The 11,744-nt window shown below is 70.6% G+C and carries 13 protein-coding genes; 7 read left to right on the top strand and 6 right to left on the bottom strand.

Annotated elements, in window-relative coordinates; genetic code table 11:
* Positions 1-21 precede the first annotated feature (21 nt).
* From PBN85_RS02240 to PBN85_RS02225, 4 genes are read right to left on the bottom strand one after another with little or no spacing between them, the layout of a single operon-like run.
* Positions 22-699, bottom strand: coding sequence for a hypothetical protein (locus PBN85_RS02240; protein ID WP_271300023.1), 678 nt, complete (start codon positions 697-699; stop codon positions 22-24).
* 58 nt (positions 700-757) lie between these two features.
* Positions 758-3,283, bottom strand: a complete 2,526-nt coding sequence (locus tag PBN85_RS02235) for a TcfC E-set like domain-containing protein (RefSeq protein ID WP_037531805.1) — start codon at positions 3,281-3,283, stop codon at positions 758-760.
* Positions 3,284-3,292: 9 nt separating this feature from the next.
* Positions 3,293-3,781, bottom strand: a complete 489-nt coding sequence (locus PBN85_RS02230; RefSeq protein WP_037531803.1) for a hypothetical protein — start codon at positions 3,779-3,781, stop codon at positions 3,293-3,295.
* Between the two features lie 24 nt (positions 3,782-3,805).
* On the bottom strand, positions 3,806-4,327 hold the full coding sequence (locus PBN85_RS02225) for a hypothetical protein (protein ID WP_271300022.1): 522 nt from the start codon (positions 4,325-4,327) through the stop codon (positions 3,806-3,808).
* Positions 4,328-4,700: 373 nt separating this feature from the next.
* Here PBN85_RS02225 and PBN85_RS02220 point away from each other — a divergent pair, with 373 nt between their 5' ends.
* The 7 genes from PBN85_RS02220 (at position 4,701) to PBN85_RS02190 (ending at position 9,614) form a co-directional block, all read left to right on the top strand.
* Positions 4,701-4,871 carry a hypothetical protein gene (locus PBN85_RS02220; RefSeq protein ID WP_153810790.1) on the top strand — a complete coding sequence of 57 codons (171 nt, stop codon included), beginning with the start codon at positions 4,701-4,703 and terminating at the stop codon, positions 4,869-4,871.
* A 115-nt stretch (positions 4,872-4,986) separates the two neighbouring features.
* Positions 4,987-5,328 carry an SWIB/MDM2 domain-containing protein gene (locus tag PBN85_RS02215; protein WP_037531800.1) on the top strand — a complete coding sequence of 114 codons (342 nt, stop codon included), beginning with the start codon at positions 4,987-4,989 and terminating at the stop codon, positions 5,326-5,328.
* A gap of 13 nt (positions 5,329-5,341) precedes the next feature.
* Complete coding sequence (locus PBN85_RS02210; protein ID WP_051583245.1) at positions 5,342-7,201, top strand: AI-2E family transporter; 1,860 nt, start codon at positions 5,342-5,344, stop codon at positions 7,199-7,201.
* A 75-nt stretch (positions 7,202-7,276) separates the two neighbouring features.
* A complete protein-coding gene (locus PBN85_RS02205; protein ID WP_037531798.1) occupies positions 7,277-8,050 on the top strand; it encodes an SDR family oxidoreductase in 774 nt (257 codons plus the stop codon).
* A gap of 69 nt (positions 8,051-8,119) precedes the next feature.
* The gene (locus PBN85_RS02200; protein WP_271300021.1) at positions 8,120-8,635 is read left to right on the top strand and encodes a DUF2975 domain-containing protein; all 516 of its coding nucleotides are present in this window, start codon (positions 8,120-8,122) and stop codon (positions 8,633-8,635) included.
* The gene (locus tag PBN85_RS02195) at positions 8,635-8,850 is read left to right on the top strand and encodes a helix-turn-helix domain-containing protein (RefSeq protein ID WP_037531794.1); all 216 of its coding nucleotides are present in this window, start codon (positions 8,635-8,637) and stop codon (positions 8,848-8,850) included. The genes PBN85_RS02200 and PBN85_RS02195 overlap by 1 nt, the downstream gene beginning before the upstream one ends.
* Positions 8,847-9,614 (top strand): hypothetical protein, encoded by a 768-nt coding sequence (locus tag PBN85_RS02190; protein WP_271300020.1) that lies wholly within the window; start codon positions 8,847-8,849, stop codon positions 9,612-9,614. The genes PBN85_RS02195 and PBN85_RS02190 overlap by 4 nt, the downstream gene beginning before the upstream one ends.
* On the opposite strand, the gene PBN85_RS02185 is transcribed toward PBN85_RS02190, so the two are convergent.
* Positions 9,598-10,821, bottom strand: coding sequence for an NAD(P)/FAD-dependent oxidoreductase (locus tag PBN85_RS02185; protein WP_271300019.1), 1,224 nt, complete (start codon positions 10,819-10,821; stop codon positions 9,598-9,600). The genes PBN85_RS02190 and PBN85_RS02185 overlap by 17 nt on opposite strands.
* Before the next feature lie 344 nt (positions 10,822-11,165).
* Positions 11,166-11,645, bottom strand: a complete 480-nt coding sequence (locus PBN85_RS02180; protein ID WP_271300018.1) for a MarR family winged helix-turn-helix transcriptional regulator — start codon at positions 11,643-11,645, stop codon at positions 11,166-11,168.
* Positions 11,646-11,744 lie beyond the last annotated feature (99 nt).

The following is an 11,744-nucleotide window of genomic DNA, read 5'->3' as shown; positions in this document are numbered from 1 at the left end:
GGGCGGCGGATCGGCAAGGCGTCAGCGGAAGGTCATCGTCTTCACCGCCAGCCCCGCCTTGACCGTATAGGTGACGCTCCGCGCCGGATCGACCGGCTGCACCCAGCGTGCGCCCGCATAGAGCCGTTTCGCCGGCAGCGGCCGGCAGTCGCCGCCGCCCGCGGCGCATTGCCTGCCGTCGTACAGCTCGACGCTGGTGCTGCCGTCGTTGGCGAGCGTCAGCATCGTGCCGTCGCGCCGCGCGCTGACCGCATCGGTCATCACCTGCGGCCGGACGATCACCAGCATGTCGTAGCCGACCAGCACCTTGAGCGCCGATTGCGCGCCGGTGACCTCGCCCGCCACCGGCTTGACCGTGACGCGATAGACCCGGTCGCGCGCGCCGTGCGGCGCCACCGCGGCGATGCGGATCAGCCGATGCTCGCCGGGTTCTAGGATCATCTTCTGCGGCGAGACGAGCAGGCCGCTGCGCGCCGGATCGGGATCGACGACGCGGCGCTCGTCGGGCGTGCCGGGCGCGATGATCTCGGCGGGTTCGGCGACGACGTATATCCGCTCCGTGCCGCCGTTCGCCGCCTCGACGTCGACGCGCGGCGGCGCGGTCGGCGGCAGGTCGACCACCACCTGGCTCAGCACCAGCTGCGCCGCGGCGGGCGAGGCGGTGAGTCCCGATGCTGCGACGATCCCGAACGTCCTCATCCCGATCGCCCTCATCCCGATCGCCCTCATCCCGATCGCCCTCATCCTCGTCTCTCCGTCATGGCCGCGCATCCGCGATCTGGTTGAATATCGATCCGCCGCCGCAGATCAGCGTGCCGAGCGCGGCATAGCCGCTCGCCCCGGCGGTCGCCCGCACCGGCATCGCGCAGCTGCGCCCGTCCGGCGCGGCGATCCGCAGCGTCGCGTCCCGCGCCGTCTCGATCTGGAAATAGCCGGCGCCGTCGGTGCTGCCGATCGCACCGGGTGCGCGGATCGCAGCATCGGCGACCGGCGATCCGTCGCGCCACAGCAGCCGGCCGAACATCGCCATCACCGTCCGCGCGCGCCACGCCAGCCGCGCGACCGTGCCGGGATAGACGCTGACGGTGCGCGCGCCGCCGTCGATCTGCATCAGCGCCGCGCCGGTCGGCCGCAGCCGCACCGCATATTGGCGATAGGCGGGGACGGACACCGCCAGCGTGCCGCCCGGCCGCACGATGCCGCGCGCGCCATTGTCGACCAGCACCTCGAACGCCGCATCGTCGGCGCCGTCGTCCGGCGCAGCGCCGGCGAGCGCGACGAGGATGACGCTGTCGTTGCGCTCGCGCCCCTGCATCGCCAGCCCCTGCCGCATCACCGCGGCGGTGGTCTGGAAGCCGAGGCTGTATTGCGTCGTGCCGTTGCTGCCGGCGAGCGGCTGGGCGAGATCGGCGGAAAGGCTCGCCGCATCGCCGCGCCAGTCGGCATGGCCGCGCGCGAGCGTGCCGTCGATCTCGCGCTCGACGCCGCCCGACAGCGCGAGCGTGCCGCCGAGCGCGCGATCCGTCTGCCACGCGGCGCCGATCCCGCCGACCGGCGCGGCGCGCCCGCGCACGCCCGCGCCGCCGTCGCCGCGCAGGCCGGCGGTCGCGCTCACCGCGCTGGTGCCGCGCAGCCGTTGCAGGCTGATGCCGAGATAGACCGCGTGCGCCTGATTGGTCACCGTCGCGTCGCCGCGCAGCGTCACCTGCACGCCGCCGCGCTGGATCAGCGGCATCGTCAGGCTCGGGCCGAGGCCATAGCTCGCCCGCGTGCGCCGGTCGTCGCGATAGAAGCCGGACAGCGCGATCTGCCCGCGCGGCAGGGCGTAATTGACCGTCGCGTTGATCTGCGTGAAGCCACCGCTCGCGAGCCGCGCCGCCGGTTCGGTGCCGAGCCCGAGCGCGGCATCGTCGCGAGCACCGAGCGGGACGAGCGGCCGGTCGCCGCGGCTCCATACCCGGCGCAGGTCGATCGCATAATGGAAGCGCGCCGCCTCCGCCGCGCTCGCCTGCACCAGCACGCCGAACTGGCCGGTGACCGAGGCGAGCGCCGCTCCTCGCAGCTGCGCCGTGCGGCCGAGCCAATAGCCGCCGAGCTCGACCATCGCATTGCGATCCGTGCCGATCAGCGTCGCGTCCAAGGCGAGGTGCGGATCGAGCCGCCGTGCGATCCCCGCTTCGTAGAAGGCGACGCGCGACGGCGACACGAACCGGCCGTTGCGATCGTCGGCGAGCACGCCCGCATAAGCGAAGACGATCGGCGCGCCGACCGTCGGGATCGCGGCGTTCTTGGTGAAGAAGCGGCGCTCGTCGCGCACCGCGCCGCCGGCGCCGGTGATCCGCAGCACCACCTCATAGGCGCCGTCGGGCAGGCCGCTGGTGTCGATCGCCTGATTGCCGGCATCGTAGCTGCGCGAGGTGAGCAGCCGCCCGTCGCGCAGCACGTCGACCCGCGACCGCATCGCCAGCGACACGATCAGCGGGCTGCCGACGATCACCGTGCGGTCGAGCCGCGTGTCGATCTGGCTCTGCACACCGACGCCGACCAGCCGCCGCCGGCCGGTCAGGTCGATCCCCGGCGCCCATTGCACGCCCGCAGACAGGCGATAGCCCGGCGTATCGAGCTCCGCCGCGAGCGTATCGGCGAGCAGACCATAGCGTGACGAATAGGAGGTCTCGCTGCGCAGCCGCGCCGGGCCGTAACCGAGCAGCGCCCGGTTGAGCAGCGCATAGTCGCGATAGCCGCCGCTGCCCGCGATCGTCCCGCCGATCTGGTCGACCAGGGTGAGCTGCGACGGCGGCCGCGGCAGGTAGCGGCGTTCGGCGGCGGGGCGGACGGCGAGCAGGCGCGGGTGGAGGAACAGGTCGACGCGGAACCGCGCCTCGTCGAACACCACGCCCGCCACGTCGGGCGTCGGCGTCCGGCAATCGGCCGGATCGATGTCGCCCGCGCAGACCAGCGCGCGGTGGGCGGGCAGTTCCGGTATCGCCAGCGCCGCACGCACCGCCGCGGGATCGCGCACATCGGGGATCAGCGCGACCAGCGCATCGACCGCGTCGAAGCTGATGCGGTCGCCGCGATAATGGACGCGCGCCTGCCCGATCGCGCGGCCGCCGAGATAGACGTCGACCAGCGCCGCCTGCGGTGCGAGCAGGCCGTCGAACCCCGCCGGTGCCGCCACCGCCAGTCGCGGCGGCGCGTCCGTCGCCGCGTCCCGCGCTGCCGCCGGGGCGGTGCCCAGCAGCGCCAGCGCCAGCGCGCACCAGCCGGTCGACCAGCCCACCGCCCGCGCCTATTCCGCCGCGATCAGCAGCGTCAGCGTGCCGCTATAGGCGCCCGCCGTCGCGCGGCCGAGCGCCGTGGCGCGCAGCACGATCGTCAGGCTGGCGCTGTCGTTGCCGAGTGCGCAGCTGAGGTTGAGGCCGAGCAGGGTCGTCGTCTGGCCGGTCAGCGCGACCCCCGGCACCAGCGCGGTGCCGCCGGTCTGCCCCGCCGAACCGCTCCATTGCGCCTCGAACGGGAGCGGCGCGCCCGCCCCGGCGAGCGTGAAGGCCTGCCCCGCGCCGCTGCCGCTCGCGGTGACGCTGTAGCGGCCGGTCAGGTTCGCGGCGGAGACGCACAGGCTGCGGCTGCTGCTGATGTCCTGATCGACGCCGACCAGCCCGAACGCATAGTCGCCGAGCCGGGTGATCTGCACCTGCTGCGCCGCCGCCGGGCTCGCGCCGAACGCCGCCAGTCCCGCACCGACCGGGGCCAGTAACGCCAGCGCGCGCCGCCGCATCGCCAGCCCCTCCCGTCGCCGTGATTATTGCGGATTGACGAGCAGCGTCAGCGTGCCGGTGTAGGCGGTCAGCGACGGCATCGCCTGCAGTTGCGACGGCGCGATCGTGACGGTCAGGCTCGACGTCGCGGACGGCGAGGTGGCGCAGGTCGGCGCGGTCGCGGTCGACACGAAGCCGCTCGACGCGGTCGCCGCGACCAGGGCGGTGCCCGAGGTCTGGCCCGCCGACTGGTTCCACAGCACCGCATAGCTGACCGGGGTGAGCGCGCCCGAGGCGAGCGTGAAGGCGCCGCCGGTGCCGCTGCCGGTCGCGGTGATCGTATAGCCCTTGGTCGCGGTGTTGCTCCACACGCAATTGCTCTGCGAGCTGCTCGCCTGCTGGCTCGGATCGGCATTGGCGAAGCTGATGTCGGTCAGGCCCGAGATCTGCACCCGGCTCGGCACCGAGAGGGTGATCTGCACCGTCCCGGTCGATGTCGCCCCGAGCGTGCCGTTGGTCGCCGCGGCCGCCGGCGTCGCCGCCAGCAGCGCCACAGACAGGATCAAACAGTTGCGAAGCTCGAAGTGTCTCATGCTCATGGCCCAAGTCTAGTGCAAATGCATCTATGCCCGTATCCGCCGCCTTACTCGTCGAAACGACGATATGCGGGTTGCACCGGTCACAACCGTGTCACTCGCATTTTCCTGTTAACAAGCTCTTGATCATTTTACCCGGTTCGGCGGCTATCGAATGGTATTAGAACCATAAATGGTCTTTGTCCGCGGCCGTCAATTCTACTTTATACGGTTTTGGGGCCGGAGCGCGGCCGTCCCGATGCGGGACGGACGCGGTAAACGGCATGGAACCAAGCTGCCGGCACCGGATTGTGGGATCGCGCGAGGGACAGATCCCCGCAAATCCGAGGACATTATGAGCCGTATGAAGTTGGGCCTCTTCGGGGCCGCCCGCCCGTCCGTTGCCGTTACTGATCTGCCGACGCACGAAATCCGTACCGTCGAGGCGCAGGACCGTCTGTCCGGCCTCACCCCGATCGAGATCGCCGCGGTCGAGGCGATGAGCCAGCCGGCCGTCACGGTCGCCGCACGCTGAACCGCAAAGCCGGCGGCGCTGCGTGACTTTCGCTGCCCGCCGCCGCATGATCCGCTGACGGAGCCTTCTGCGCCTCCGGATCGTTACGGCGGTGAATTGGAAGAGGGAGTAGGACATGGCACGTTCGGCTGAACAACGCGGCAAGCAGGAAACCAAGGCTGCCGAGAAGAAGGTGGAGAAGACCGGCAAGCCTGCCGGCGGCGCGCGCGGCGGCATCACCGCCCCGGTAACGCCCTCCCCCGAACTCGCGGCGATCGTCGGCGACAAGGATCTGCCGCGCAGCGAGGTCGTCAGCAAGGTCTGGGAATATATCAAGAAGCACGACCTGCAGGACGCCAAGGACCGCCGCCAGATCAACGCCGACGCGACGCTCGAAAAGGTGTTCGGCAAGAAGTCGGCGAGCATGTTCGAGATGAACAAGCATCTGAGCGCGCACCTCACCGCCAAGAAGGGCTGAGCAGCCGCTCGCCATGGACGGGTCCGACGGCGTCGCCGGTTATGAGAATGTGGTGACCGGCAGCCGCGACACGGAGGTCGCGGCACCGGGTGCCGCACAGGTGCGGGCCGCCTCGTCGCCCGAGCTCAAGACGCTCGCCGGCGTCGCGGTCGGCACGCTGGTCATCGCGGCGCTCTATTTCGGGCAAGACGTGCTGATCCCGATCACCCTCGCGGTGATGCTGTCGTTCGTCCTGTCGCCGGTGGTCAACGGCCTGCAACGCCTGCGCCTGTGGCGGGCGCCGGCGGTGATCCTCACCGTCCTGTCCGCGCTCGGGCTGCTCGGCCTCGTCGGCACGCTGATCGGCAGCCAGGCGGCGGCGCTGACCGCCGACGCGCCGCGCTATGCCCAGACGATCGAGGCGAAGATCCAGGGCGTGCGGGGCTATGCCGTCGAGCGCATCGCCGCATTGACCAAGGATCTCGGCGGCGGCGAGACGCACCGCGCCACCCGGCCGGCGACGCTGCGCGGCCCGTCTGCCACGCCCGGCCAGCGCCAGCCCGTCCCCGTCGAGGTGGTCGAGGGCAGCAGCTCGCCCTTCACCCTTGCCAAGACGGTGGTCGAACCGATCCTCGGCCCGCTCGAAACCACGATCATCGTGCTGATCGTCGCGATCTTCGTGCTGATGCAGAAAGAGGATCTGCGCGACCGCTTCATCCGCGTCTTCGGGTCGAGCGACCTTCACCGCACCACCCGCGCGCTCGACGACGCCGGTCAGCGGCTGAGCAAATATTTCCTGTCGCAGCTCGCGGTGAACACCTGTTTCGGGCTGGTCATCGGCATCGGCCTGTGGCTGATCGGCATCCCCTCGCCGGCGATGTGGGGGGTGATGGCGGGGCTGCTCCGCTTCGTCCCCTATATCGGTTCGTTCCTCGCCGCGGTCGCCCCCGCCGCGCTGGGTGCCGCGGTCGAGCCCGGCTGGGGCATGACGATCGAGGTCGTCGCGCTGTTCGTCATCGTCGAACCGCTGACCGGCTATGTTGTCGAGCCGCTGCTCTACGGTCACTCGACCGGCCTGTCGCCGGTGTCGGTGATCGTCTCGGCGATCTTCTGGACATGGCTGTGGGGGCCGATCGGGCTGATCATGTCGACGCCGCTGACCTTGTGCCTCGTGGTGATGGGGCGGCACGTCAAAAGCCTCGAATTCTTCGACGTGCTGCTCGGCGACCGTCCGGCGCTGACGCCGGTGGAAAGCTTCTACCAGCGGATCCTCGCCAACAATCCCGACGAGGCGCTGGCGCAGGCGGAGGCGTTGCTCGACGACCGCACGCTCACCGCTTATTACGACGGCGTCGCGCGCGAAGGCCTCAAACTTGCCGCCGAAGATGTCGCGCGCGGTACGATCGACGCCGCCGGCGCGGCGCGGATGACGCGGTCGATGCTGTCGGTGATCGACGACCTCGCGCCGGGCGCGCCGCCGGTCGCGGGCCAGGACGGCGTCGTTTTGTGCATCCCCGGTGACGGCGCGTTCGACGAGGCGATCGCCGCGATGCTCGCGCAGCTGCTCGGCCAGCACGGTCTCGCCGCGCGGCGCATCGCCAGCGCGGCGGCGTCGCGCGACGCCATCGCCACGCTCGACGTCAGCGGCGTCACGGTCGTCGCGATCCTGTACCTCGACCTGCACGACGTGCCGGCGCGGCTGCGCTACCTGATCCGCCGCCTGCGCGAGCGGCTGCCGGCGGCACGGATCGTCGTCGGGCTCTGGGCGTCGGAGGATCCGGCGCTGCGCGACGCGGCGATCCAGGCGCTCGGCGCGGATCAGTATATCGGCTCGCTCGCCGAGGCGGTGACGGCGATCGCGACCCCCGCGCCGACCGAGGCTCGCGCCGCCTGAGCCGCCGACCGCGGTGAACGAAATGCCGCGGCACGCATTATCAGCCCGCGACATCGGGTTGCGGAGTTCGAGACGATGAAGACCAGCGGCAACACCATTCTGATGACCGGCGGCGGCAGCGGCATCGGCGAGGCGCTGGCGCATCGCTTCCACGATCGCGGCGACACGGTGATCATCGCCGGCCGTCGCCAGGACGCACTCGACCGCGCCGCCGAGGGCCGCGCGCGCATTCACACCCGCACGCTCGACGTCGAGGATGCCGCTGCGACCGAGGCCTTCGCCCGCGCGATCGTCGCCGACTTCCCCGATCTCAACGTGCTGTTCAACAACGCCGGCATCATGAAGTTCGAGGATCTGACCGCGGCGCGCGACCTCGGCGATGCCGAGGCGACGGTGGCGATCAACATCCTCGGCCCGATCCGCCTGACCAACGCGCTGATCGACCATCTTGCCGGCCAGCCCGATGCGGCGATCGTCACCGTCACCTCGGGCCTCGCCTATGTCCCGCTGGTCGCCGCGCCGACCTATTCGGCGTCGAAGGCGGCGATCCATTCCTATACCGTGTCACTGCGCACGCAGCTCGCCGGCAAGGTCGAGGTGATCGAGCTCGCCCCGCCGGGCGTACAGACCGACCTCACCCCCGGTCAGGCCAAGCGCCCCGGCTACATGCCGCTCGAGGCCTTCGCCGACGCGGTCGCCGCGCAGTTCGCGCAGCAGCCGACGCCGCGCGAGATCCTGGTCGACGAGGTCCAGTTCCTCCGCCAGGCCGAGCGCGAGGGCCGTTTCGACGAGACGCTCAAGACGCTCACCGAGCGCGCCGCCCAGCAGCGCGCCGCGGGAGGCGAATAACCCCCGCCCGATCCCGCTTGACCCTTATCGATAAACGATACATATTGTTTATCGATAAGGGGATGAATCATGCGGGATCGGGGACTGACCGTGGCGCGCGGTGTGTTGCGCGCCGGCAATGGCATCAACTGGCTGTTCGGGATCGCGACGCTCGCGGCGCTGCTCGTCTCCTTCCCTTTGGGTGACCGGCTCGCCGCGCATCTGGTCGCGAAATATCCGCATGGCGATATCGCCGGGACGATCGCGGTGGTGCGGGTGATTGGGCTGCTCGCCATCGTCGCCGCGGTCGCGGCGCATCAGATCTTCACGCGGCTGCTCGCGATCGTCGCGACGGTGGATGCCGGCGATCCCTTCATCATCGACAATGCGGCGCGGCTGCGGCGGATCGGCTGGGCGTTGCTCTCCCTGCAGCTGCTCAACCTCGCCGCCGGCGCGATCATCGTACTGCTCGACCGGATGGGCGTCGACCATCCGACCTGGGCGCCGGGCCTGACCGGCTGGATCGCCGTCGTCATGGTGTTCGCGCTGGCCCGCGTCTTTCAGGTCGGGGCGGCGATGCGCGACGATCTGGCGATGACGGTCTGATGGCAGTCATCGTCACGCTCGACGCGATGCTCGCCGCCCGCGGCATGACGCTGACCGGACTGTCGCAGAGCGTCGACATCACGCTGGCGAACCTGTCGATCCTCAAGACCGGCAAGGCCAAGGCGATCCGCTTTTCGACGCTGGAGGCGATCTGCCGCGCGCTCGATTGCCAGCCTGGCGACATTCTGACGGTGATCGAGGGGGATGAGCCATGATCCGGACCTTCTTCGGCGACGTGGCGGCGGCCTATCGCGACGGCTGGACGCTGGCGCGCGCGCTGCCGTGGCTGGTGCTGGCGATGGCGGGGATCGAACTCGCGCAGCATGCGGTCGAATGGCGGCTCGGTTTCTTCGCCGGCGATGCCGCGCTCCACAGACAGGCTGCCACCGCGCCGCTGCGCATGGCGTTCGGCTGGCCCAAGATGCTGACGCTCTATGCGGTCGGCTTCATCGCGATCCGCTGGTGCGTGCTGCGCGACCCGCATCGCGCGCTGCGCCCGCCGCCGCAGGCGCTGCGGCGCTACGTCTGGGTGGTGCTGTTCCAGCTGATCCCGGCGGTGGCGATCATCCAGGCGGGATCGTTCGCGGCCAGCGCTTCCGGCGTCATGGCGATCCGCCTCACCGCCGGCCTCGCGCAGCAGTTGAGCGAGCCGTTGCTGTGCCTCTGGTTCGTCCACGCCGCCCTGGGCTCGCGAGCGTTCGGCCCGTTCGTTTCGGCGAAGACGACGCGCTGGCTTTACGTCTGGGCCTTGCTGCTCGTCCTGATCGCGCGCGTGCCGGCGTCGCAGCTGCATGCGCGGCTCAACATCTGGTCGGCGGGGCAGGCGCCGGCGATGCAGGCCGCGCTGCTGCTGCTCGACGCGGCGGTGGTCGGGCTGCTCGCGGTGATCGTCCCCGCGGCGCAGGTCCGCGCGGCACGCCGCATCGCTGCGCGGCGCGGCATCGCGCTCACGCCGGATGGGGCTATGCCATCTCCTTGAGCGGCACCGCTGCATCGGCGAGACGATCGGGCGCGACGCGCGCGCCGCCGACCACCAGCGCCCGGCCCTGGACGTAATCCTTGACCGCATTGACGCAGTCGAGCGCGATCACGCGGCCGTCGCGCAGATAGACGAGCGAGAAGCTGCGCGTCGCCGGATCGCCGCGCAGCACCGCCGCGTCATGGCCGGTCGACAGGCCCACCGTCTGCAGCTTGAGGTCATATTGGTTCGACCAGAACCACGGCACCGCGGCATAACCCTCCGCCGCGCCGGTCAGCGCCTTGGCCACCACCGTCGCCTGGTCGTTGGCGTTCTGCACCGATTCGAGCCGGATCGCCGCGCCGTCGGCGAAGGCATTGGCGTGCAGCGCGCAATCGCCGATCGCGAAGACGTCGGGCAGGCTGGTGCGGCACGTCGCATCGACCGCGACGCCATTGCCCCCCGCCGCCCCCGCCGCGAGCAGGGGTTCGACCGCGGGCACGATGCCGATGCCGACGATCACCATCTCGCCGGGCAGCACCGTGCCGTCGGCGAGCCGCACGCCGGTGGCGCGCCCCTCCGCTTCGACGATGCAATCGACCTGCGTCGCGAGGCGGATGTCGACGCCCCGCGCGCGATGCTCCGCCTCGTAGAAGCGCGACAGCGGCTCGCCGGCGACGCGCGCCAGCACGCGCGGCAGCGCCTCGACCAGCGTCACCGGCTTGCCGAGCTTGGTCAGCACCGCCGCCGCCTCGAGCCCGATATAGCCGCCGCCGATCACCACCACCCGCTGCGTCGTCGGCAGCTCGGCCATCAACCGGTCGACATCGGCGCGGGTGCGCACCGCATGCACGCCGGCGAGATCGTGGCCGGCGCAGCTCAGCCGCCGCGGCGCGCCGCCCGTCGCCCAGATCAGCGTGCCGTAGCCGATCGCCGCACCGTCCGCGGTGGTGACGCGATGCGCCTCCGCATCGATCGCGACGATCCGCGTACCCGTCAGCACCGTGATCTGCTTGTCGGCCCAGAAGGCGGCGGGGCGCAGCAGGATACGCTCGAACGGCTTGTCCTGCGCGAGATACTCCTTCGACAGCGGCGGGCGTTCATAGGGCAGATCGGGTTCGTCGCCGATCAGCGCGATCGTGCCGGCGAACTTGCGCTGGCGCAGCGCGATCGCGGCCTGTGCGCCGGCATGGCCCGCGCCGACGATGACGATATCGAATTGCTGCATCCCGATCCTCTCTTCGGCCGGCATCCCGCGCGACCGGTGCAGAGGCCTTATCAGCGCTTCGGCGCCGGCGGGAGCCCGGTGTTTGTTTTGGGCGCCTGTCATCAGGATACGCGGTCGCAACCTCCGTCCCCGCCACCCTGCGTAAACGGCGGTATCACCCACCACGTACCACCCCGGCGGGGGGCCGGGGTCCAGTGTGGTGGAGTTTTGGAATGACCCACGCCGCCCTCCCAGCTGGACCCCGGCCTTCGGCGGGGCGGTACGGAGGCTGTTGGAGACGGTTCCGACGAGGCGAGCCTATCAGTGCAACCTGGCAATGGCGTGCACGTCGCGACGATCCCGCCTCACGCCGGCTTGGACAGGCTGTCGATCACCTCGTCGAGCAGCGTGGTCAGCATTTGCATCTTCTCGGGCGCCAGGCTGATGCCGGCATAATGATCCTCCCGGTCGGCCAGCAGACCCAGTCGCGCCACCACCGGCTGCGCCGCCTCGGTGGCATAGAGCCGCTTGACGCGACGATCGCCGGGGTCGGCGCGCCGCTCGACCCATTGCAGCGCCTCGAGCCGGTCGAGCGTCTGGCCGATCGCGACCGGGCCGATCTCGAGCTTTTCCGCCATCTCCTTCTGCGTCCAGCCGGGATGGAGATAGATCGAGGCGAGCGCCCGCCATTGCGCCTGGGTCAGCGCCTCGCCTTCGGCGAGCGCCATCGCCCGCGCGCGCTCGTCGAACCGTTTGCGCAGCAGGCGGGCGATCAGCGAGACCTGCGTCGCGAAGCTGCGCTGCCCCGCATCTGGAAGAGCTTCGGCTCCGACGGGAGCGGTCATCGGTCGTCCTTCTGTTCGCACCATGGCGGTGTCGGCCTCCTATACCGCTGGCGATAATGATGTCAGCGCTTTGCGGCAGCGGGCCAAAAGGTCAATGTA

It is taken from the genome of Sphingomonas sp. CV7422, assembly GCF_027945725.1.
GTDB classification, from domain to species: Bacteria; Pseudomonadota; Alphaproteobacteria; order Sphingomonadales; family Sphingomonadaceae; genus Sphingomonas; species Sphingomonas kyungheensis.
The sequence above is the reverse complement of the archived record's forward strand: the minus strand, read 5'-3'. Positions and strand labels throughout refer to the sequence as shown.